At 41.6% G+C, this 23365-nt stretch carries 17 protein-coding genes and 2 tRNA genes; all 19 read left to right on the forward strand.

What is annotated here, in order from left to right; translation table 11 throughout:
• Positions 1-25: 25 nt before the first annotated feature.
• The 19 genes from O3670_RS05330 (at position 26) to O3670_RS05420 (ending at position 23328) form a co-directional block, all read left to right on the forward strand.
• Positions 26-763 (forward strand): Stp1/IreP family PP2C-type Ser/Thr phosphatase, encoded by a 738-nt coding sequence (locus tag O3670_RS05330; protein ID WP_037598574.1) that lies wholly within the window; start codon positions 26-28, stop codon positions 761-763.
• On the forward strand, positions 763-2637 hold the full coding sequence (pknB, locus tag O3670_RS05335) for a Stk1 family PASTA domain-containing Ser/Thr kinase (RefSeq protein ID WP_156685284.1): 1875 nt from the start codon (positions 763-765) through the stop codon (positions 2635-2637). The genes O3670_RS05330 and pknB overlap by 1 nt, the downstream gene beginning before the upstream one ends.
• 144 nt (positions 2638-2781) lie before the next feature.
• A complete protein-coding gene (locus O3670_RS05340; protein WP_156685285.1) occupies positions 2782-3540 on the forward strand; it encodes a potassium channel family protein in 759 nt (252 codons plus the stop codon).
• Between the two features lie 162 nt (positions 3541-3702).
• Complete coding sequence (liaF, locus tag O3670_RS05345) at positions 3703-4401, forward strand: cell wall-active antibiotics response protein LiaF (RefSeq protein WP_038676488.1); 699 nt, start codon at positions 3703-3705, stop codon at positions 4399-4401.
• Positions 4398-5408 carry an envelope stress sensor histidine kinase LiaS gene (locus O3670_RS05350; protein ID WP_013990239.1) on the forward strand — a complete coding sequence of 337 codons (1011 nt, stop codon included), beginning with the start codon at positions 4398-4400 and terminating at the stop codon, positions 5406-5408. Before liaF ends, O3670_RS05350 begins: the two co-directional genes overlap by 4 nt.
• Positions 5398-6042: a response regulator transcription factor gene (locus tag O3670_RS05355; protein ID WP_022496266.1), complete on the forward strand. Its 645-nt coding sequence runs from the start codon at positions 5398-5400 to the stop codon at positions 6040-6042. The genes O3670_RS05350 and O3670_RS05355 overlap by 11 nt, the downstream gene beginning before the upstream one ends.
• 301 nt (positions 6043-6343) lie before the next feature.
• Positions 6344-6415 (forward strand) — tRNA-Gln (locus O3670_RS05360).
• Between the two features lie 29 nt (positions 6416-6444).
• A tRNA-Glu gene (locus O3670_RS05365) sits at positions 6445-6516 on the forward strand.
• A 220-nt stretch (positions 6517-6736) separates the two neighbouring features.
• Positions 6737-7255: a ribosome maturation factor RimM gene (gene rimM, locus O3670_RS05370; protein WP_002884411.1), complete on the forward strand. Its 519-nt coding sequence runs from the start codon at positions 6737-6739 to the stop codon at positions 7253-7255.
• The gene (gene trmD, locus O3670_RS05375; protein ID WP_002886864.1) at positions 7245-7964 is read left to right on the forward strand and encodes a tRNA (guanosine(37)-N1)-methyltransferase TrmD; all 720 of its coding nucleotides are present in this window, start codon (positions 7245-7247) and stop codon (positions 7962-7964) included. The genes rimM and trmD overlap by 11 nt, the downstream gene beginning before the upstream one ends.
• A 1-nt stretch (position 7965) precedes the next feature.
• On the forward strand, positions 7966-8964 hold the full coding sequence (locus O3670_RS05380) for an NAD(P)/FAD-dependent oxidoreductase (RefSeq protein ID WP_175061913.1): 999 nt from the start codon (positions 7966-7968) through the stop codon (positions 8962-8964).
• Positions 8965-9046: 82 nt separating this feature from the next.
• Positions 9047-11461: a DNA translocase FtsK gene (locus O3670_RS05385; protein WP_371595874.1), complete on the forward strand. Its 2415-nt coding sequence runs from the start codon at positions 9047-9049 to the stop codon at positions 11459-11461.
• 214 nt (positions 11462-11675) lie between these two features.
• A complete protein-coding gene (gene pulA / locus O3670_RS05390) occupies positions 11676-13871 on the forward strand; it encodes a type I pullulanase (RefSeq protein WP_371595875.1) in 2196 nt (731 codons plus the stop codon).
• Positions 13872-14040: 169 nt separating this feature from the next.
• Positions 14041-15921: a 1,4-alpha-glucan branching protein GlgB gene (gene glgB, locus O3670_RS05395; protein ID WP_371595876.1), complete on the forward strand. Its 1881-nt coding sequence runs from the start codon at positions 14041-14043 to the stop codon at positions 15919-15921.
• Between the two features lie 190 nt (positions 15922-16111).
• Positions 16112-17254: a glucose-1-phosphate adenylyltransferase gene (locus O3670_RS05400; protein WP_049545334.1), complete on the forward strand. Its 1143-nt coding sequence runs from the start codon at positions 16112-16114 to the stop codon at positions 17252-17254.
• Complete coding sequence (glgD, locus tag O3670_RS05405; protein ID WP_156685290.1) at positions 17244-18380, forward strand: glucose-1-phosphate adenylyltransferase subunit GlgD; 1137 nt, start codon at positions 17244-17246, stop codon at positions 18378-18380. The genes O3670_RS05400 and glgD overlap by 11 nt, the downstream gene beginning before the upstream one ends.
• Positions 18377-19807 (forward strand): glycogen synthase GlgA, encoded by a 1431-nt coding sequence (gene glgA, locus O3670_RS05410; RefSeq protein ID WP_021143828.1) that lies wholly within the window; start codon positions 18377-18379, stop codon positions 19805-19807. Before glgD ends, glgA begins: the two co-directional genes overlap by 4 nt.
• A 342-nt stretch (positions 19808-20149) precedes the next feature.
• Positions 20150-22555 carry a glycogen/starch/alpha-glucan phosphorylase gene (locus O3670_RS05415; protein ID WP_371595877.1) on the forward strand — a complete coding sequence of 802 codons (2406 nt, stop codon included), beginning with the start codon at positions 20150-20152 and terminating at the stop codon, positions 22553-22555.
• Positions 22556-22767: 212 nt separating this feature from the next.
• Complete coding sequence (locus O3670_RS05420; protein ID WP_049545337.1) at positions 22768-23328, forward strand: GNAT family N-acetyltransferase; 561 nt, start codon at positions 22768-22770, stop codon at positions 23326-23328.
• Positions 23329-23365: the final 37 nt, after the last annotated feature.

The following is a 23365-nucleotide window of genomic DNA, read 5'->3' on the forward strand; positions in this document are numbered from 1 at the left end:
GCTGACGCAAGTCAGAAAGAAAACTATGGAAATATCATTATTAACGGACATTGGCCAAAAACGGTCAAATAACCAAGATTTTGTTAATAAATTTGTCAACCAAGCTGGTGTTACCCTTGTCGTTGTTGCAGATGGGATGGGCGGACACCGTGCTGGAAATATTGCCAGTGAGATGTCAGTGACTGATCTTGGTCGAGACTGGATTAACACTGATTTTCGTGAGCTGAGTCAGATTCGTGATTGGATGATTGCTGCCATTGATGCAGAAAATCGTAAAATTTATGAACTTGGCCAAAACGAAGAATATAAGGGAATGGGAACAACTATCGAGGTTCTTGCCTTTGTTGATAATGCTGTGATTTTCGCCCATGTTGGGGATTCACGTATTGCCCTTATCCGTAATGGTGAGTATAAGCAATTGACGAATGACCATTCTTTGGTCAATGCTCTTATCAAGGCTGGTCAGTTGACCGAAGAAGAAGCAGCAGTTCACCCACAACGTAATATCATTACGCAATCTATTGGGCAAGCTGCTCCGATTGAAGCTGACCTTGGTGTCCAACAATTAGAACCAGGGGACTATATTTTGGCCAATTCAGATGGTTTGACTAACATGATTTCAGTCGAACAGATTGTTCATATTGTCAACAGCCCTGGTTTCGTCGAAGAAAAAACGAGTCGTTTGGTAGCTGCAGCCAATGAGGCAGGTGGTCTTGATAATATTACCGTTGCTCTCATTAAGGTAGAAAGTGAGGAAGGATAATGATCCAAGTTGGCAAATTGTTTGCTGGACGTTATCGAATCCTTAAATCTATCGGACGTGGTGGTATGGCGGATGTTTATCTGGCTAATGACCTGATTCTGGATAATGAAAAAGTGGCTATTAAGGTACTTCGTACCAATTACCAAACTGATCAGGTGGCTGTGGCCCGTTTCCAACGTGAAGCGCGTGCCATGGCAGAACTCAGTCATCCTAATATCGTTGCTATCCGAGATATTGGCGAAGAAGACGGCCAGCAGTTCTTGGTGATGGAGTATGTGGACGGTTCGGACTTGAAGAAATACATTCAAGACCATGCGCCACTTTCTAACCAAGATGTTGTGCGTATCATGGGGGAGGTCCTTTCCGCCATGACTCTTGCCCATCAAAAGGGCATTATCCACCGTGACCTTAAGCCGCAAAACGTTCTTTTAACTAAGGACGGTACAGCCAAGGTCACAGACTTCGGAATTGCGGTTGCCTTTGCAGAGACTAGTCTAACTCAAACAAACTCTATGTTGGGTTCTGTCCACTACCTCTCACCAGAGCAGGCTCGTGGATCTAAAGCGACTATCCAAAGTGACATCTATGCTATGGGTATTATGCTTTTTGAAATGTTGACAGGTCATATTCCTTATGATGGCGATAGTGCAGTAACCATTGCACTCCAACATTTCCAAAAGCCACTACCATCGATTTTGGCAGAGAACCGTAACGTTCCCCAAGCTTTGGAAAACGTGGTTATTCGAGCAACAGCCAAAAAACTAGAAAATCGTTACAATAGTACTTTGGAAATGAGCCGTGACTTGGTAACGAGTTTGCATCCTAGTCATCGATGTGATGCCAAGGTAGTCTTTGATGATATGACGGATACCAAGACCTTGCCGAAGGTTGATCCAGTTCCATCAGCAAGTCCTGAGAAAAAAGCCGTTGCTGCTGAACCATCAGAGCCTACACCTGCTCCAAGTAAACAACCAAGGAAAAAAACGACACCAGCTAAGAAGAAAAAGAAGAAGAACTTCTTCTCAACCTTACTCAAGGTTTTCCTAGGACTTGTCTTTATTGGTATTATCATCTTTGCCTATTTAGTATTTACCAATCCTGATAATGTCCAAGTACCTAATGTGGTCGGTCAGGAGTTGTCCACAGCTCAGACTAAAATTGAGGGTGCTGGATTTAAGGTAGGAGAAGTCAAAGAAGTGGAAGATGACTCTGTCGATACGGGTAAGGTCATCAAGACCGATCCTACAGCTGGAACCACACGAAAAGAAGGATCAAGCATTGATGTCTATGTTTCTTCTGGTAGTAAAGGTTTCGCTTTGAAAGACTACAAGGGTAAAAACTATAAGGATGCCATTGAGGACTTGACTTCGAATTATGGTGTTTCTGAGGACCAAATTGATATTCAGCATGTCGAAGATGACAGTGCTGAAGAGGGAGAAATCCTATCTCAAAGTCCAGGGAAAAACAAGTCTTTCAATCCTAAGGATAGTAAGGCTAAGATTAAGTTCCGTGTGGCAACTCCTAAGACAGTTACCATGCCTGATGTGACTGGTTTAACAGTTTCAACAGCGGTTCAAACCTTGAATCGTAAGAATATCTCAAGTAGTAGCATCGAGTACCGCGACTATAATACTGGTGCCAAATTAGATAAGGATAAGGTTCCTAGCAGTACGGAGGTCCTTTATCAAGATCCACAAGCTGGTACAAGTGTTGATGGTACAGTGATTCTCTATGTTTCGGTTGTAACAGCAAGTTCAAACCTTCAGTCAAGCTCAAGCAGTACGACACATTCGTCATCGACGAGCTCAAGTACTGATAGTACAACTTCAAGCACTGAAACCTCGACAGAGGCTACTCACACAGAACTACAATAGATTAAAAAACTTAGACATAATGAAGAGAGGTTATTTAATCTCTCTTTTTTGCTACCTAGAGATCTTGTCGATAGCCTAAAAAACCTGCTTGCCAGAGGTCAGAGATTCTTTTATAATGAAGACATTACATATAGGAGAGATGCTATGAGAAACCGTAGAAAACTGAGAAGGTATATCATTACCTACGATATTGTCATAACGGTCCTGGCCCTGATTTCCATTGGGTTGGTTATCTTTGATTTAGTTGGCTTAATTTCAATTGGAAGGCGACCTTTTAGAGTGATAGATCAGTCTATAACGCTCATATTTGCCATTGATTATGCGATTCGTTTCTCCTTAGCACCTCGTAAGCGAGTCTTTGTTAAAACACATGTGTTGGACTTGTTGGCTATTATTCCCTATAATGAAGTCTTTACCTTCCTCCGTTTTTCAAGAGTGGGACGCTTTGCTAGGTTGGCCAAACTCTCACGTTTAATTGGTTTGAGTAGCAAGCTCAAGCATATTTCCAATCGTATCAATCGCAGAAATGGCTTTTATTTTCTACTTTCGGTTAATAGTATTATCATTCTTATCAGTAGTGCTGTTATTGCCCGAGTAGAACACCATAATTTTATAGATGCTATTTGGTGGTCTGTAGCAACGGTGACTACGGTTGGTTATGGAGATATCGTCCCTAAAACGCTTGTAGGTAAGGCAGTCGCTGTAATTCTCATGTTTAGTGGGATTGCCACTCTAGGGTTGTTAACTAGCTCTCTTAATAATATTTTTGTGCGGTCAGGTCGTCAGACTGAACGAAAATTAGCTGAGCTTAAGAAAGAATTAGCAGAGCAGCGTGTCATACTGGAGGAAATCAGAAGTACAGTACTAATGATAAAAAGCAAAATGGACGATACTGACGATTAAGATTTTTGAATGAAAGACTGTGTTTCCTGTAATGGAGGCACTTTTTTGCTTTCTTCTGCCCCTTTTCTATCTTGGTTAGTCAGTGCTCAAACTGGGTCTTTTTGTCAATTGCCTTAAAATTTGATAGAATGAAGCCTGTATACTTTTATTTGAGAGGTCCTTATGACCAAATTTAATTTTTTCTTAGTGGTGGAAGCCCTGCTTTTGACTCTGGGCCTGATTACCATTTTTAATAATGATATTACCAGTTTTATTTTCATTCTGGTTTTAACCTTGTTGGCGGTTCGCTTCTTTAACAAGGAGTCCAAGAGTGACTTTGTCTTGACCATCTGTTTGATTTCACTCTTTCTGGTTTCCATGTGGAATATCTATGTGGTGCTTGCCATCTTAGTGGGGGTAGCCTATGTCATGATTAACCATTTTTCACAGGTCAAGAAAAAGAATCGTTACGCTCTCATTCAATTCAAGGAAGACGACTTGGATCCTCAGGCTGTGCGAAACCAGTGGATTGGGACTCGAATGGAACCTGTCAGTGATCGTTATGACTTTGATGATATCAATATCATCCGTTTCTTTGGGACAGATGTGATTGATTTGACCCAGGTTATCATCTCGGGGCGAGATAATGTCGTGATTTTGCAGAAACTCTATGGACCGACGACTATCTTGGTACCAATTGATGTTTCCGTTAAACTCAACATATCGGCAATCTATAGCTCTGTCACCTTCTTTAATGAAGATGAATACGATCTCCGTTATGAAAGCTTGACCTTGCAGGGGGCAGAGTATGAGCATGCCCATCGGACGGTTAAATTGATTCTCAATGTGGGAGCTGGACCAGTGGAGGTACGTCGCAAATGAAGAAACAGTACCTATTTTTAATCCTGATTTATTCGGTTGTAGTTTTGGTTGGTGTTACCCTTGTAGTGATGGATAGCTTTAACCTCAACTTTTCACTGGTTTTCGGCAATCTGTCTCAGGCCTTCCACTTCCTTTTTAACATGGTTTTTGTGGTTCTGAGTTTGCTCATTTTGCTTTATATTCTCTGGGCAATTGCCAATGATAACAGTATGCGTTCAGTCAATCAGGATTTGCGCCGCATTATCAATAATCAACCAGTCAAACGTCAGGGAGATATTGAGTTAGACAAGAATATGATGCGCCTGTCTCATAAGATGCGTAAATTGACTAAGGACTTGCAGAAAACTGAGAATGCCCAAGCTCTACAAAGTCGTGATATTATCAAGAAGGAGAGAGGTCGTATTGCTCGTGACCTTCACGATACCGTTAGTCAGGAGCTTTTTGCGGCTAGTATGATCCTATCTGGTGTATCTCAGATGGCGGACCAGCTAAGTAAGGAAGATTTGCATAATCAGATCCAGGCGGTTGAGGCCATGCTGACGGACGCTCAAAATGATATGCGTGTTTTGCTTTTGCATCTTCGTCCGACAGAGCTTGAGAACAAGACCTTGCAAGAAGGTTTGCAGATGATTCTTAAGGAATTAACCGATAAATCCAATATCCATGTCGTCTACAAGGATATGGTTAAGAAAGTGCCCAAGCGTATTGAAAATAATCTCTTTAGGATTGCCCAAGAGTTTATCTCTAATACCCTTAAACACGCCAAGGCTAGCCAGATAGAGGTTTACCTCTATCAAAATAGTCAGGAAATTCAATTGAAAATGTTGGATAATGGTGTTGGTTATGACTTAAATGCTTCGACTGACGAGATGAGTTATGGCCTGAAAAATATCCAAGAGCGTGTCGATGAAATGGCAGGAACTGTGCAGTTCCTATCTGCTAAAGGTAAGGGGACGTCTATTGATGTCCGTGTGCCGATATTAAGAGGAGAAGACAATGTCGAATAAGATTAATGTGATTTTGGTCGATGACCATGAGATGGTCCGTTTGGGCCTTAAGAGTTTCTTGAATCTCCAAGGAGATATAGAAGTAGTTGGAGAGGCAGGGAATGGTCGAGAGGGTGTCGATCTTGCCTTGGAACTGCGTCCGGATGTCGTCGTTATGGATCTTGTCATGCCTGAATTAGATGGTGTTCAAGCGACTTTGGAATTGCTCAAAGAATGGCCGGAAGCCAAGATTTTGGTTTTGACTAGCTATTTGGACAATGAAAAAATTTACCCAGTCATTGAAGCTGGTGCTAAAGGCTATATGCTTAAAACTAGTAGTGCGGCAGAGATTCTCAATAGTATCCGTAAGGTTTACCGTGGTGAAGAAGCTATCGAAACTGAGGTGGACAATAAGATTAAATACCATGATAGTCATCCGGACTTACACGATGACTTGACGGCACGTGAACGTGATATCTTGGCCCTTTTGGCTAAGGGGTATGACAATCAAACCATTGCTAATGAGCTATTTATTTCGTTGAAAACCGTTAAAACTCACGTGTCTAATATCCTTGGAAAACTCAATGTTGATGACCGTACTCAGGCTGTTGTTTATGCCTTTAGACATCATTTGGTTTCGCAGGATGATGAATAAAGCTATCAACTAAGCTTGTTATCTAGGGGCTAGAGAGGGTTATCATAACTCTTACCCCTAAGTCGGATTTTGTGAGTCAAATTCTTTGACTTTATTTCTAGCAAAACATATAATTAAACCATCCTAAAACTTTTCTTTTTTCATATGAGGTTGAAGCGACCTCATATCATCTATCTAAGTTCGCTTAGATGATGAAATCTCCTAACTCCTAGCAATCGGTATTTCCGGTTGCTTTTTTTGAAAAAAGTTTAAAAAAGTGTTGACAGCCTACTAGTTTTTCTGTAGAATATTAAGAGTCTTTTGGGGTATAGCCAAGCGGTAAGGCAAGGGACTTTGACTCCCTCATGCGTTGGTTCGAATCCAGCTACCCCAGTTCTACCTGAGGGTAGAGACACAGATTATGGTCCGTTGGTCAAGGGGTTAAGACACCGCCTTTTCACGGCGGTAACACGGGTTCGAATCCCGTACGGACTATAAGTACCAGCTAGAGAAAGCTGGTTTTTTTGTGTCCTTTTTGATAAAATAGAGGGGTTGACTGGCCTAGGTCAGACATTTTATACCACTTTAAAATCATAAATAACGAGACCTCGACCCGAAGAAAAAACTTTGTTTTGTGATGGCTGTCAGATGATGATAAGCCCTTGGTCGAGTCGTGGTTTTATTTGAAGAAGTAAACAGATAATAAGGAAATGCAATGACATACTATAACGTTGGAAAGATTGTAAATACACAGGGCTTGCAGGGTGAACTTCGTGTTTTGTCTGTAACAGATTTTGCGGATGAGCGTTTTAAGAAGAAGAGTGTCCTAGCCCTTTTTGATGACAAAGATAATTACATCATGGATGTCGAAATTGCTAGTCACCGTAAGCATAAAAACTTTGATATCGTTAAGTTTAAAGGACTTTACCATATCAATGATGTAGAGAAGTATAAAGGTTGTAGCCTTAAGATTGCTGAGGAAAATCTAACAGACCTTGATGACGGGGAATTTTACTACCATGAGATCATAGGCCTTGATGTTTATGAAGGTGATACTTTGATTGGTCAGGTCAAAGAGATTCTCCAACCGGGTGCTAATGATGTTTGGGTAGTAAAACGTAAAGGCAAGAAAGATTTGCTCTTGCCATATATCCCACCTGTAGTTCTTGATGTTGATGTTGCAGCTGGTCGTATTGAGGTTGAGCTCATGGAAGGATTGGACGATGAAGATTGATATCTTGACCCTATTTCCAGATATGTTTGCTCCCTTAGAGCATTCCATTGTTGGTAAGGCAAAGGATAAGGGGCTTCTAGAAATCAACTATCACAATTTCCGTGAAAATGCGGAGAAGGCTCGTCATGTAGATGACGAACCTTACGGTGGTGGACAAGGCATGTTGCTTCGTGCCCAGCCAATTTTTGATACCTTTGACAAGCTAAACGTCACTAAGCCTCGCGTTATTCTCCTAGATCCTGCGGGGCGTACCTTTGATCAGGCCTATGCAGAAGAATTGGCGCAAGAAGAGGAATTGGTCTTTATCTGTGGCCATTATGAGGGCTATGATGAGCGCATCAAAACTTTGGTGACAGACGAGATTTCCTTGGGAGACTTTGTCTTGACTGGGGGAGAGCTGGCTGCCATGACTATTGTAGATGCTACTGTTCGCTTGATTCCTGAGGTTTTAGGTAAGGAAGCTAGTCATAAGGATGATAGTTTCTCATCAGGGCTTTTGGAATTTCCACAGTACACTCGCCCAGCTGAGTTTCGTGGCATGAAGGTGCCAGATGTGCTCTTGTCAGGTCACCATGTCAATATTCGACGTTGGCGTATGGAGCAGAGTTTGCGTAAGACCTGGGAGCGTCGACCAGATCTTTTGGAAAACTATGATTTTACGGATGAAGAACGTCAGATTTTAGAAGAGATAAAAGCAGAAGGAAAATAAAATGTCAGAAGAAAAGATTTATGATATTACCATTATTGGTGGTGGACCAGTAGGACTTTGGGCTGCCTTTTATGCCGGTCTACGTGGCATGACTGTTAATATTATTGAGAGTCTGTCAGAACTTGGTGGACAGCCTGCCATCCTCTACCCTGAGAAGAAAATCTATGATATTCCAGCCTTTCCTCAAACAACAGGTGCGGAATTGACAGAAAACCTCTTGACTCAGCTTAAGCGTTTTGAAGATCGTGTCAGCATTCATTTGAAAGAGGAAGTTCAAACCTTTGAAAAGACTGATGGCATCTTTACAATTGCCACTAGCAAGGGTCAACACTTGTCTAAGGCTATCGTCATTGCCTGTGGAAATGGTGCCTTCGCTCCACGTCCTTTAGGTGTGGACAATGAAGAAGATTATGCGGATAATAACTTGTTCTATAATGTGCATAGCTTGGACCAATTTGCTGGCAAGAAGGTTGTGATTGCTGGTGGTGGGGATTCAGCTGTTGACTGGGCCAATCACCTAGATGGGATTGCTGAGAGCGTGACTTTGATTCACCGACGTGATGCTTTTCGTGCCCATGAGCATAGTGTAGAGCTTCTTCATCAATCATCAGTTAATGTGATGACACCTTATGTACCCCTTGAAATTAAGGGTGAAAGTGGTCTTGCCAAAAGTTTGACTGTTCAAAAAGTGAAGTCAGATGAAGTTGTGGAATTGCCGCTTGATACCCTTATTGTTAGCTTTGGCTTCTCAACCAACAATAAAAACCTTCGTAACTGGAATGTTGACTTCAAACGCTCTAGCGTTACTGTTAATGCTCAGTTTGAAACTTCACAAGAGGGTGTTTATGCTATTGGTGATGCAGCAGAATATGAAGGTAAGATTGACTTGATTGCTGTGGGAATGGGTGAAGCCCCTATCGCTATCAACCAAGCTATTCAATATATTGATCCAGATGGTAAGAATCGTCCGGTTCACTCAACATCGTTAATTGAAGAATAATGTCAAAAGAAGACTTTGTCTTCAAACCAAGGAGAGACTTGTCTCTCTTTTTTCATGTCTAAAAACGTGGTATAATACACCTATGGCTACAACGAAAAAAACGAAAAAAGGGGCGGCTTCTAAGAACGGTAAGAAGCGTCTTACAAAAGCAGAATTAGACAGACAGAAGGCGATTAAGCGAATGCTATGGACCTTCTTTTTTGCCTTTGTCTTAATTTTCCCAGTCTTTCGATTGGGTTTCTTTGGGGTTACCCTCTATAATATCTTTCGAGTATTTGTGGGGAGTATGGCTTACCCTTTAATATTTGCTATCTATGTTTATCTCTTTGGCTTTAAATGGTTACGTAAACACAGTAACTATGTCACAGGATTTTGGATGGTCTTCGCGGGGCTCTTGTTGGAGTTTCACGCCTATCTCTTTAGTCTAGATCGTATGAACGGTCTGGATATTTTCCCTGGTACCAAGGACTTGCTTTTTGGGGAACTTGTGAGTGTGCAAGTCGCTCGTTTTGCGGGTGGTGGTATGTTGGGGGCTTTTCTGTACCAACCGATTTCCTTCCTCTTTTCAAATATTGGTAGCTTCATGATTGGGGTATTGATTATTCTCTTAGGGGCTTTCATTCTTAGCCCTTGGGATGTCTTGGATATCATGGAGTATGCTAAGGAAGCTTGGCAAAAAGGGGCTGAGAAGCGTTTGGAACGGACGGCTCAGCGTCAGGAGAAGAAGGCAGAACGTCAGGCTCAGAAAGAACGTGAAGCAAAAGAACGTGCCGAAGCCGAGCGTCTGGCTGATTTGACTGTCGACGAGGAGACGGGAGAAATCTTAGATGATGCCGCAGAGGCCTTGCCACAAGAAACTGAGATTTTTGCACCTGAACCTGAAATCAGTGATTATGCCTCTGAGGACTACTATGATAATCTGCCTCCAGAGGATTATAAGGATTTCCAAGAAGATTATGGACCTTATCCAGAGGATGTGCCAAGCGAGGAGTTTCCCCCATCTATGGTGGTTGAGGGAGATGACGCACCAGTTGAGGTCGATTTCACGCCTAAGGAACTCCTGCAGTATAAATTACCTCAAATAGATCTCTTTGCACCTGATAAGCCTAAGAGTCAATCTAAAGAGAAGAACATCGTTCGTAAGAATATTCGAATCTTAGAAGATACCTTCAAGAGTTTCAATATTGACGTTAAGGTTGAGCGGGCTGAAATTGGGCCGTCAGTGACCAAGTACGAGGTCAAGCCTGCTGTTGGGGTCCGTGTCAATCGCATTTCAAATTTAGCTGATGACTTAGCTCTGGCTCTAGCTGCGAAAGATGTCCGTATTGAGGCACCTATTCCTGGAAAATCTTTGGTTGGTATCGAAGTGCCTAACTCAGAGATTGCGACGGTTTCTTTCCGAGAACTATGGGAACAGTCCAAGACGGACCCTAATAAGCTCTTGGAAGTTCCTCTCGGTAAGGCAGTTGATGGTTCGGCTCGTAGCTTTGATTTGGGTCGGATGCCTCACTTGCTGGTGGCCGGATCAACAGGTTCTGGTAAATCGGTTGCGGTAAACGGTATTATCTCTAGTATTCTTATGAAGGCTCGTCCTGACCAGGTGAAGTTCCTCATGGTCGATCCGAAGATGGTTGAACTTTCGGTTTACAATGATATTCCTCATCTCCTTATCCCTGTTGTGACTAACCCACGTAAGGCTGCCAAGGCTCTTCAAAAAGTGGTAGATGAGATGGAAAATCGTTACGAACTCTTTAGTAAGTTTGGCGTGCGTAACATTGCTGGCTACAATGCCAAGGTTGAAGACTGGAATGCCCAGTCGCAAGAAAAACAGATTCCCTTGCCTTTAATTGTGGTTATCGTTGATGAGTTGGCTGACTTGATGATGGTAGCTAGTAAGGAAGTGGAAGATGCTATTATTCGTTTGGGGCAAAAAGCGCGTGCTGCGGGAATTCACATGATTCTCGCCACTCAACGTCCGTCGGTTGATGTTATCTCTGGTTTGATTAAGGCCAATGTGCCATCTCGTGTGGCCTTTGCGGTGTCTTCGGGAACAGATAGTCGTACCATTTTAGATGAAAATGGGGCAGAAAAGCTACTCGGACGTGGGGATATGCTTTTCAAACCGATTGATGAGAACCACCCTGTTCGTCTACAAGGTTCCTTCATCTCTGATGATGACGTAGAACGTATTGTGACCTTTATCAAGGATCAGGCTTCAGCTGACTATGATGAGAGCTTTGATCCTGGAGAAGTTTCTGAAAATGATTTTGGTGGAGGTTCCTTTGCCAATGGTGGTAGCTCAGAAGGTGACCCACTCTTTGAAGAGGCCAAGGCTTTGGTCCTTGAAACACAAAAAGCAAGTGCTTCCATGATTCAACGTCGTCTGTCAGTTGGTTTCAACCGTGCCACTCGTTTGATGGAAGAGTTGGAAGAAGCAGGCGTTATCGGACCAGCTGAAGGTACCAAACCACGTAAGGTTTTGATGACTCAAGAATAATGAACTGGAAAGAGTCTCAAGCTTGGTTTTTAAAAGAATTAAAATAGACAAAAGAAATGAGAAAAATGAGTGTTTTGCCATTTGTTTTCTCATTCTTTTTTTATGTTCAAAATAGACCAAAAAATTGCAAAACATTCCACAGAAACGCTTACAAAACGAACATTTTTTGCTATAATAAGGAGTAAAGTGAGTGAATAAAACTAAGGAGTTAAAAATGGACAATTTACTAACCGTTCATTTTCATAGTATGCATGGCGACTATTCCCGATACAGTATGTGGAAGTGGCTAGATGGTTATTGGGGCGAAGAAGCCCATTTTTCACGTGAAGATGATTTTGGCCTTGTTGGTCAGGTTACTTCTCCCTCTAATCGTTTTATTGATTCTGTCAATCTTTTGGTAAAAACGGAAGACTGGTCGAGGCAAACACATGATTATCGCGTTCGACGCTTCCTAGGGGATGCTCCCAATGCTATTTGGATAGTTGAAGGTGATCCAACGGTTTATTATTCTAAACAGGCAGCCTTGACTAGCCATAGTTTCGAAGGTCGCGACCAGCATGCCTTTGATATGGCTCTTCGTAGACAGGAATTTGACCAAAAGTGGGGCTTTCAAGGCTGGTTAGGCTATAAGTATCAAAAAGGGGCTACAGAGTTTCGCCTTTGGTCACCTCTAGCTCGTCGTGTGCAGCTACTTCTCTTTAAAAGAGGGAGTAAGAAGCCTAAGATTGTTAAGATGAGTCGAGGAACCAGTATCAATAAGGACCGTCATGAGATGAATACTCACGGTGTTTGGAGTGCCACTGTCAAAAAGGACTTAGATGGGGTAGCCTACCAATTTCGTGTGTATCATGAGGAAAGCTTCTATCAGGATACGAGAGACCCTTACAGTATCGCTCTTAGCTTAGATAATAAAAAAAGTTTGGTGGTCAATCCACAGAGACTTGTCCCAAGAGGGTATGAAAAGGTTACCAAACAAAAAGCGAGCTGGCGTAAGGCAAATGCTTGCTCATCCGTTATCTGTGAAATGCACCTCCGTGACTTCTCAATTTCAGAGACATCTGGTGTTAAGCAGTCCTATAGAGGAACCTATCTAGGTGCCTGTCAGAAAGGGACTAAAAATGCCCATGGAGATGTGACTGGCTTTGATTACCTCAAACGTATGGGCTACAACTATGTCCAACTGCAACCGGTCTTTGATCACCATAAAACCTATGATAAAGATGGTAAGTTGCTCTACAACTGGGGCTATGATCCTGAGAATTACAATGTTCCAGACCGTCAGTTTGCTGCTGATCAAAAGAATCCCGTGGCACCAATTTTAGAGCTTAAGAAAATGATTCAGACCTACCATGAGGCAGGAATTGGGGTCATCATGGATGTGGTTTATAACCATACTTACTCATCTTACAGCTCTCCTTTCCAACTATCTGTGCCGGCTTATTACTACCGTATGCATGACAACGGGTCTTTCCAAGATGGATCAGGCTGTGGAAATGAGACAGCCAGTGAAAAGGAAATGTACCGTAAGTATATGATTGATTCCTTAACCTATTGGGCAGAAGAATTTGGAGTGGATGGTTTCCGTTTTGACCTTATGGGCTTGCATGATGTTGCTACTATGAATGCCATTCGTTCGGCCATGGATGATATTGATCCTAGGATTCTTCTATATGGTGAAGGATGGGATATGGGAATTGGTCTTCCTGTGGATCAAAAGGGCAAGAAGGATAATGCAGCCTTGATGCCTAGAATCGGATTTTTCAATGACAATGCGCGTGACGCCGTTAAAGGGGCAGAAGTCTATGGACACATCAGTAACGGTTATGTGTCCGGAGCCCCATTGGAAGACCAGATTGCCAAGAGTCTGCTTGGTAGCCGTGGTTTTGTAAACTACCTCATGCCAGGTCAGGTCCTCAACTATATCGAAGCTCATGACAATTACAATTTGAATGATCTTATGCATCATTTGCATCCACATGATTCGCCAGAAGATATTGAAAAACGTATCTACTTGGCAAATGCTCTTAATCTAAGTATGCAAGGGATGTGTTTCATGCAGTTGGGACAAGAATTCCAGCGTAGTAAGATGGTTGCAACAGGTGAAGATGGAAATTACACAGAAGCAGATGTTAAGCGTGCTATGAATAGCTACAATGCCCCTGATGAGGTCAATCGGGTGGATTGGAATCAGGTGACCCTTAAGAAAAAATTGATTGCTAAAGTTGCCAAATTAATTGAGCGTAAGCAAACCGTACCAGAATTGTCATATCGTTCATATGCAGATATTTACGATAATCTCTATGTCGCAAAAGCGGAGTACGATTCAGGTATTGTTGAATTGCACATTTCTGGAAAATTACGTAAGACTTTTGTGTTCAATAATATGAAAAAAGATTTGGAGATTTACTGACAAGGCAGTCAAAAAATGTTATAATACAGGAAACGCTTACACAAGCAGTTTTATTCGCTTGTGAGCCCTATCAATCTGAAGGGTTTTCTAGTGTATTTACATATATTTCAATGTTTTAATTTCTTGATAGTTAGATCTATCAAGGCTAGTTTTAGAAAGGAGTGATGGTATGAATCTCGATGAAGCCATGTACACGTTTGGGACAGGTGAGAACTTCCACCTTCAGAATTATCTGGGTGTGCATGAATTGGAGGGAGAAGAAGGATTTGTCTTCCGTGTGTGGGCCCCTCATGCTGAGCAGATTCAGGTAATTGGAGATTTCACAGGTTGGTTTGATGAACCTCTGGATATGACCAAAAACCATATCGGTGTTTGGGAGGTAAGTTCAGCCCTCCCTCAAGAAGGACAACTCTATAAGTTCTTGGTGAAACGTAAGGGAGGTCAAGTAGTCGAAAAGATGGATCCTTTCGCTACTTATTTGGAGCCACGTCCAGGAACAGGAGCTGTGATTCGTAAGAAGAAAACTAAGAAGTGGAAGGATGGCCTTTGGATGGGTCGTCGTAAACGCTTTGGTTTCCAAAAACGTCCGGTTAATATCTATGAAGCTCATGCATCATCTTGGAAACTAAAAGAGGATGGTCAACCTTATACTTTCAAAGAATTGAAAGAAGAGTTGATTCCATATTTGGTTGAGATGAACTATACCCACGTGGAATTCATGCCACTCATGGCTCACCCTCTTGGGATGAGTTGGGGTTACCAGCTCATGGGTTACTTTGCTTTTGAGCATACCTATGGTACACCAGAAGATTTTCAAGATTTTGTTGAAGCATGTCACCAGAATAATATCGGTGTCTTGGTAGACTGGGTCCCAGGTCACTATACACAGAATGACGATGCTTTAGCCTACTTTGATGGTACACCAACTTTCGAATATCAGGATCACGATCGAGCTCATAACTATCGTTGGGGTGCACTTAACTTTGACTTAGGGAAAAATCAAGTACAGTCTTTCCTTATTTCAAGTGCTCTTTACTGGATTGAAAATTATCATATCGATGGTATCCGAGTGGATGCGGTATCTAACATGCTCTATTTGGATTATGATGAGGGTCCATGGATGCCTAACAAGGATGGTGGTAATCGTAACTTGGAAGGTTATGGCTTCCTTCAAAAACTCAATCGTGAAATTAAAAAACGCTATCCAGATGTTATGATGGTTGCGGAAGAATCAACTGCGGCAACTCCAATCACACAACCGATTGAAGAAGGTGGTCTAGGTTTCGACTTCAAATGGAATATGGGTTGGATGAACGATATCCTCAAATTCTATGAAGAAGATCCTGTTTACCGTCAGTATGATTTTAATCTGATGACCTTCAGTTTCATGTATTGCTTCAATGAAAACTATGTTTTGCCATTCTCACATGATGAAGTGGTTCATGGTAAGAAGAGCATGATGCATAAGATGTGGGGTGACCGCTATAATCAGTTTGCTGGTCTTCGTAACCTCTATGCTTACCAACTCTGTCACCCAGGTAAGAAATTGCTCTTCATGGGTTCTGAGTTTGGTCAATTCTTGGAGTGGAAGTTTGATTATCAACTCGAATGGGGTAATCTTGAAGATGAGATGAACCAGAAGATGCAGGCCTTTACTAGCCATATGAATGCTTTCTACAAGGACCATAAATCTCTCTGGCAAATTGATGATTCTTACGATGGTATTGAAATTATCGATGCGGATAACCGCGCTGAAAGTGTTCTTTCCTTCATTCGTAAGGATGACAAAGGCGATAAGGGTGACTTCCTCGTCTGTGTCTTCAACCTAGCTCCAGTGGAACGTCAAGACTTCACTATAGGATTGCCAGTAGCTGGTATCTACCAAGAAGTGCTTAACACTGAGATGGAAGAATTCGGTGGTGTCTGGAAAAAAGGAAATCCTGAAACTCGTACCCAAAAGGCGAAATGGAAGGATTATGAAAATACCCTTAGCTTCACATTGCCAGCTCTTGGAGCAAGTATCTGGCGTGTTAAACGTCGCTTGAAATAAAGGGTAGACTTAAACGTGTACACGATTTGTTTTTCAGTGGTGATAGCAAGGAAATCACGGTTGAAAGAAGCTGTTTGATGCCCAAACTATTGCCACACTGAGGAACTTACTTTAATTGTCATAATCAGTTTCGACTGATTGTTTCACATCCTTTTGAGGATGGAACTAAAAATCATGAGGGGGACTATTCATGAAAAATGAAATGTTGGCTTTGATCCTTGCTGGTGGGCAAGGAACTCGTCTTGGAAAATTGACCCAAAGTATTGCCAAACCAGCTGTTCAATTTGGTGGACGCTATCGTATTATTGACTTCGGTTTGTCAAATTGTGCCAATTCAGGAATTAACAATGTCGGTGTCATTACACAGTATCAGCCACTTGCTTTGAACAATCATATCGGTAATGGTTCAAGTTGGGGCTTGGATGGTGTTAACTCTGGTGTATCGATTCTTCAACCTTACTCAGCTAGTGAAGGTAATCGTTGGTTTGAAGGTACCAGCCACGCTATTTACCAAAACATTGACTATATCGACAGCATCAATCCTGAATACGTTTTAATCTTGTCTGGTGACCATATTTACAAGATGGACTATGATGATATGCTCCAAGCTCACAAGGACAACAACGCAAGTCTTACTGTAGCAGTTCTTGATGTGCCACTTAAGGAAGCTAGCCGTTTCGGTATCATGAACACTGATGCTAATAACCGTATCGTCGAATTTGAAGAAAAACCTGAAAATCCTAAATCTACGAAGGCATCAATGGGTATTTACATCTTTGACTGGAAACGTCTTCGCAATATGTTGGTTTCAGCTGAGAAGAGTACGGTTGATATGTCTGACTTTGGTAAGAACGTTATTCCTGCTTATCTTGAAACAGGTGAAAGCGTCTATGCTTATGAATTTGAAGGCTACTGGAAGGACGTAGGTACTATCGAATCCCTTTGGGAAGCAAATATGGAGTATATTTCTCCTGAAAATGCTTTGGATAGCCGTAACCGTCAATGGAAGATTTATTCACGTAACATGATTGCTCCACCGAACTTCTTTGGTGAACATGCTGAAATTGAAGACTCACTCGTTGTTGATGGCTGTTCGGTTGATGGAACTGTTAAACATTCAGTGCTCTCAACAAGTGCCCAAATCCGTGAAGGTGCGGTCGTTGAAGATTCAGTTATTATGAGTGGTGCAGTTATCGGTAAAGGCGCAAAAATTAAACGTGCTATTATCGGTGAAGGGGCACATATTTCTGATGGCGTGGAAATTGACGGTACAGAAGAAGTGCAAGTCGTAGGATACAATGAAGTAGTGGGGGTACCAAAAGATGAAGATTGATAAATATTCTGCAATTCTAGGAAATACCGTAGGATTCCATGACATGGGTGGTTTGACTGAGCACCGTCCTATTGCCAGCCTACCATTTGGCGGAAAATATCGCCTCATCGACTTCCCGTTGTCTAACTTGGCTAATGCTGGTATCCGTAGCGTCTTCGGAATCTTCCAAAACGAAAACATCAGTTCTGTCTTCGACCATATTCGTTCAGGTCGTGAGTGGGGCTTGTCTACTCTTCTCAGTCACTACTACCTTGGTATTTACAATACTCCTGTTGAAAGCTCAACTGTTGATGAGGAATACTATCGTCAAATTTTGACTTACCTTAAACGTTCAGGCTCAGATCAGACTGTAGCTCTTAACAGTGATGTTTTGGTCAACATTGATCTTAACCAAGTTTTCCACCTTCACAATACAACAAAACCAAAAGTTACTGTGGTCTACAAAAAACTTCCTAAAGAACTCATTTCAGATGTAAACAGCGTTTTAGAAATTGATGACTCTGACAAAGTGCTTGGCCATGAGCTCTTCCAGGGTGGCGATAAAGAAGTTTACAATATGTCTACAGACATCTTTGTTGTGGATACACCATTCTTGATTGAAAAATTGGAAGAAGAAGCAGCTAAAGAAGAACCTCGTAAGCTTCGTTATGTACTTCGTGATTTGGCAGTTGCTGAAAATGCTTTTGCTTACGAGTACACTGGTTACCTTTCAAATATCCACTCAGTAAAAGCGTACTTTGATGCTAACTTGGATATGCTGGAATCACAAAAATTCTATAAACTTTTTGCACCAAACCAAAAAGTTTATACAAAAGTTAAAAATGAAGAGCCAACATACTATGCAGCTTCTTCTGAAGTTAAAGTGTCTCAGTTTGCATCAGGTTCTATTGTACGTGGTAAAGTGGAACACTCAGTGGTTTCACGTAATGTAGATTTGGCCGAAGGCTCAAACGTGAGCTACTCAGTTCTCTTCCCACGTGTTACAGTTGGTAAAGGCGCTACAGTTGAATATGCGATTGTGGATAAAGGGGTTGAAATCGCTGATGGTGTTACTATTCGCGGTACAGAAAACAACCCAGTTGTCATCAAAAAAGGTAGCGTTGTAACAGAGGATATTGTACGATGAAAATTTTATTTGTAGCTGCTGAAGGTGCACCTTTCGCTAAGACTGGCGGTTTGGGTGACGTTATCGGTGCTCTTCCTAAATCTCTAGTCAAAAATGGTCACGAAGTTGCCGTAATTCTCCCTTATTATGATGTGGTTTCGGCTAAGTTTGGCGATCAGGTTGAAGACCTTGGCTTCTTCTATACAAATGTTGGTTGGCGTCGTCAATATGTCGGCATCAAGAAAATTGTCCGTGATGGTGTGACTTTCTTCTTCATTGATAATGAGCAGTATTTCAACCGTGGTACGGTATACGGTGAGTGGGATGATGGTGAGCGTTTTGGTTTCTTCCAAATGGCTGCCCTTGAGTTGATGGAAAAAGTGGACTTTATTCCAGATGTTCTCCATGTTCATGACTACCACACAGCCATGATTCCTTTCCTTCTTAAGGAAAAATACCATTGGATTCAAGCTTACCAAGGTATTAAGACAGTCTTCACTATCCATAATATTGAATTCCAAGGTCAATTTGACAGTGGAATGCTTTGGGAAATTTTCGGTGTTGGTTACGAGCGTTATGCTGATGGTACCCTTCGTTGGAATGATTGCCTCAACTGGATGAAAGCAGCTGTTCTTTACGCAGACCGTGTCACAACAGTTTCACCATCATATGCTGGTGAAATCCAAACACCTGAATTTGGTAAAGGCCTTGATCAAATCATGCGCATGGAATCTGGTAAGTTATCTGGTATTGTTAATGGTATCGATACGGACCTCCTTGATCCAGAAACAGATACTCACATTCCTTATCATTTCTCAGTGGATGATTTGTCAGGTAAAGCCAAAGACAAGGCAGCGCTTCAAGAGCGTGTTGGTCTTCCAGTTCGAGAAGACGTTCCATTGATTGGTATTGTGTCACGTTTGACAGACCAAAAAGGTTTCGATTTGGTGGTTAACGAGCTTCACAACATCTTGCAACATGATGTTCAGATTGTTCTTTTGGGTACTGGTTATAGTGACTATGAGAATTCTTTCTCTTGGTTCGCTCATGCTTATCCAGAAAAAATGTCTGCCAACATTACTTTCAACCTAGAGTTGGCTCAACAAATTTATGCTGGTTGTGACATTTTCCTTATGCCTTCAGCCTTTGAACCATGTGGCCTCTCTCAAATGATGTCTATGCGCTATGGTACCTTGCCAGTGGTTAGCGAGGTTGGTGGTCTTCGTGATACTGTTGAACCATACAACCCTGTGACAGGCTCAGGTACAGGATTCTCATTTGGTAACTTCTCAGGTTACTGGATGGTTCAAACCCTTGAAAAAGCTCTCGATGTTTACGAAAATAATGCTGATGCTTGGAAACAACTCCAGCACAATGCTATGACTCGTGACTTCTCATGGGATACAGCAAGTTTGGCATATGTTGATTTGTACAAACAATTAGTATAATTGCAAAGATAACTTTTCTCGCAAGGGAAAAGTTATCTTCGTGTAAAGCGTTTGAAAACGCTTCTATATAATCTTGACAAAAGTCAGGATAGCATCTCTCAATCTTGTTGATAAAGCAATGAAAGAGAAGATATCTAAAAATCTGAATAGAAGACTAACTCTAATCGTGTTTAATAAACCTGACTATTTTGACAGTTTTGTAAATAAAGATTTTGAAATATCTGTTTCGAATCTTGATTGGCAAGGTTTGGACGTTTTAAAGAAATTTCCAATTCCCCCTTATCCTAATATTCACTCTATAAGATGTGTATCAAAGGTATAGAAGTATAAGAAAGGATTTCTATGCAAGTCGAAAATTTAACAAAAGAACAATTCATCCGTGACTTTAAAGACACGCTCCACCAAGAACAGTTGATTAAAGTGGCTAAGGCTACACCAACTGAAATTTTCACAGCCTTGGCTGGTTTGATTCGTAAGTATTACACTGACACATGGATTGGACGTAACCATGCGCTTTCAGACAATAAAGAAAAGATTGCTTTCTACTTCTCAATCGAATTCCTCCCAGGTCGTATGTTGGAAACTAACCTCCTCAACCTTGGTATTCTTGACCTTGTTAAAGAAGGTTTCGCAGAACTTGACATCGACTTCCGCGAAGTGGTAGAAGCTGAGCATGATATGGCACTTGGTAACGGTGGTCTTGGTCGTTTGGCTGCTGCCTTCATGGATTCGCTTGCAACTACTGGTTATCCAGGTTTTGGTAATGGTCTTCGTTACCGTTACGGACTTTTCAAACAACGTATTGTTGATGGTTACCAAGTAGAACTACCAGATGGTTGGTTTGGTTCAACAGGAAATGTTTGGGAAACGCGTAAAGACCATGATATTGTCTATGTAAAACTCTTTGGTGATGTTGTCCTTGAAAGTGACGAAGATGGTCGTTTTGTTCCAACTTATAAGAATGCTCAAGTTCTTCGTGCTGTACCTTACGATGTGCCACAAATCGGTTATCAAAATGGTGTGATTAACAACCTTCGTCTTTGGGATGTAGAAATTCCTGAAGAATACGAATTGGATTACCCTACTCTTGAAGCTCGCCGTCGTGTGAAAGATATTACAGCCATTCTTTATCCAGATGATACAACGATTGAAGGTAAAGAATTGCGTTTGGTTCAGGAATACTTCATGACAAGTGCAGGTCTCCAAACCATTATCAAATCTTACCTCAAGATGGGCTTGCCATTGAAAGATATCCACGAAAAGGTATCTGTTCACATCAATGATACTCACCCTGCGGTTGCACCAGCTGAATTCATGCGTCTTCTCCTTGATGAATACGGTCTTTCATGGGAAGATGCTTGGAATGCGACTGTTAAGACTATGAGCTACACTAACCACACTATTCTTCAAGAAGCCCTTGAAAAATGGGATCAACAGCTCTTCAAACGTGTTCTTCCACGTGTTTACCAAATCATCTTGGAAGTCGACAACCGTTACATTGCTGAAATGGCTGGACGTGGTATTGCTGCGGATGTTATCGAACGCACACGTATCGTTAAGGATAACCAAGTCCACATGGCTAACTTGGCTATCATTGGTGGTCACTCAGTCAACGGGGTTGCCAAACTCCATACAGAACTCCTTAAAGAAGATACCCTTCACGATTTCTATACTATTTATCCTGAAAAATTCAATAACAAGACAAATGGTATCGTTCAACGTCGTTGGACACAAATTGCAGCTCCGGAACTTTCAGCAGCAATTGATGACGTGATTGGTGACGGTTGGCGTAACGACATCCATGAGCTTGAAAATCTTACAACTTACTTGGATGACAAGGAAGTCTTGAACCAGTTCTATCAAGTTAAGAAGACTGCTAAACAACGTTTGGCAGACTATATCAAGAAAACAACAGGCGTAGAAGTGTCTACAGATGCTATCTTTGATGTTCAAGTGAAACGTCTTCACGCGTACAAACGTCAATTGCTTAATCTTCTTCACATCATCAAACTTTATTGGGATCTTAAAGATAATCCAGATAAAGACATGGTACCTCGTGTATTCATCTTTGGTGCCAAAGCTGCCCCTGGTTATCACTTCGCTAAATCAGTAATCAAACTTATCAACGAAGTTGCCAACCTTGTTAACAACGACGAAAGTCTCCAAGGGAAACTTAAAGTGGTCTTCCTTGAAAACTACCGTGTCAGTCTTGCGGAACTTATCATTCCAGCAGCAGATGTATCTGAGCAAATCTCATTGGCTTCTAAAGAAGCATCTGGTACATCAAACATGAAATTCATGATGACTGGTGCTATCACTTTGGCGACACTTGACGGTGCCAACATTGAAATCAAGGATGAAGTTGGTGATGAGAATGTTGTCATCTTCGGTATGGACAAGGACGAAGTTTATGAACACTATGCACGTCACGATTACTACTCTCGTGCAGTTTATGAAAATAACCCAGTCATTCGCCGTGTCGTTGATAGCTTTGTTAACGGTACGATTCCAAATGCTCAAGCTGAAGGTACTGAAATTTACGAAGCCCTCATCACCCACAACGATGAGTACTTCCTCTTGGAAGACTTCGCTGCTTATGTAGAAGCTCAAGAGAAAATCGATGCACTTTATCGTGATCATGACAAGTGGGCACGTATGAGCTTAGCTAATATTGCTAAATCTCACAAATTCACTTCAGATGATACGATCACAGAGTATGCTAAAGAAATTTGGGAATTGAAAAAATAAGCGATAGCTTATGAATCACAAAAAGACAAAGGCTAGAAATGGTCGTTGTCTTTTTATTTTTTTAGAAGAGGGGTGTCATAGACAGCCCAAAAGGATTTATAATTGGCAGGAGAAGTTTATCTGCAGATCTATCTTAGCCCTTGAAACTTGCACTAGCTTATCAAGGTGTTATAATAACTTATAGGTATAAGCATCAAAAAGGGGGAAAATACATGGCTTTACGCAGCCAATTAATTACTAAGGAGTTTCCAGAATTAGATAGGGTAGAGCGCTTAAATAACGAGGCCTTCCCAGAAGAAGAACGTATTCCATTAAGTGAGTTTTTACAATTGGATGGTCGTGATGATTATCATTTCTTTGCCTTTTATGACGAGGATGATTTTGTTGGATTTGCCTCAGTTCTCTACAATGCCAAAGTTTTTTATGTGAGTTTCTTTGCCATCGTTCCTCAAATGAGGAGTCATGGCTACGGAAGTGAGATTATTGATAAACTGGTGGACTTTTATGGACCATCTCGGTCTATGGTCTTGGAAGTAGAGCGCTTGGATGAACCCAATGACAATACAGAGCAACGTGAGGCACGTTGGGATTTCTATAAGCGTAATGGGTTCAAGACTTCCAATGCTTTCTTGGAATATGAGGGGTTAAGCTTTGAGATTCTCTATCGTGGCGATCACTTTGACGAAGAAGCCTACAGAGAGATATTCCGCAAACTTCAGGAAAATGCTTATTTTGACTTCAGTATTAAACATCGTCGCTTGAGTGATTTATAAATAATCAAACCAAACAGGTCTTAGTCGACCTGTTTTT

Origin of the sequence: Streptococcus sp. 27098_8_74, from assembly GCF_041431705.1 — a bacterium.
GTDB lineage: Bacteria > Bacillota > Bacilli > Lactobacillales > Streptococcaceae > Streptococcus > Streptococcus salivarius_E.

Bases quoted from the DNA above. Each gene is read 5' to 3' on its own strand.
- O3670_RS05330 (WP_037598574.1), top strand. From the start codon at position 26: ATGGAAATATCATTATTAACGGACATTGGCCAAAAACGGTCAAATAAC.
- pknB (WP_156685284.1), top strand. From the start codon at position 763: ATGATCCAAGTTGGCAAATTGTTTGCTGGACGTTATCGAATCCTTAAA.
- O3670_RS05340 (WP_156685285.1), top strand. From the start codon at position 2,782: ATGAGAAACCGTAGAAAACTGAGAAGGTATATCATTACCTACGATATT.
- pulA (WP_371595875.1), top strand. From the start codon at position 11,676: ATGGACAATTTACTAACCGTTCATTTTCATAGTATGCATGGCGACTAT.
- O3670_RS05415 (WP_371595877.1), top strand. From the start codon at position 20,150: ATGCAAGTCGAAAATTTAACAAAAGAACAATTCATCCGTGACTTTAAA.
- liaF (WP_038676488.1), top strand. From the start codon at position 3,703: ATGACCAAATTTAATTTTTTCTTAGTGGTGGAAGCCCTGCTTTTGACT.
- O3670_RS05400 (WP_049545334.1), top strand. From the start codon at position 16,112: ATGAAAAATGAAATGTTGGCTTTGATCCTTGCTGGTGGGCAAGGAACT.
- O3670_RS05355 (WP_022496266.1), top strand. From the start codon at position 5,398: ATGTCGAATAAGATTAATGTGATTTTGGTCGATGACCATGAGATGGTC.
- glgB (WP_371595876.1), top strand. From the start codon at position 14,041: ATGAATCTCGATGAAGCCATGTACACGTTTGGGACAGGTGAGAACTTC.
- O3670_RS05385 (WP_371595874.1), top strand. From the start codon at position 9,047: ATGGCTACAACGAAAAAAACGAAAAAAGGGGCGGCTTCTAAGAACGGT.
- rimM (WP_002884411.1), top strand. From the start codon at position 6,737: ATGACATACTATAACGTTGGAAAGATTGTAAATACACAGGGCTTGCAG.
- O3670_RS05420 (WP_049545337.1), top strand. From the start codon at position 22,768: ATGGCTTTACGCAGCCAATTAATTACTAAGGAGTTTCCAGAATTAGAT.
- O3670_RS05380 (WP_175061913.1), top strand. From the start codon at position 7,966: ATGTCAGAAGAAAAGATTTATGATATTACCATTATTGGTGGTGGACCA.
- glgA (WP_021143828.1), top strand. From the start codon at position 18,377: ATGAAAATTTTATTTGTAGCTGCTGAAGGTGCACCTTTCGCTAAGACT.
- glgD (WP_156685290.1), top strand. From the start codon at position 17,244: ATGAAGATTGATAAATATTCTGCAATTCTAGGAAATACCGTAGGATTC.
- O3670_RS05350 (WP_013990239.1), top strand. From the start codon at position 4,398: ATGAAGAAACAGTACCTATTTTTAATCCTGATTTATTCGGTTGTAGTT.
- trmD (WP_002886864.1), top strand. From the start codon at position 7,245: ATGAAGATTGATATCTTGACCCTATTTCCAGATATGTTTGCTCCCTTA.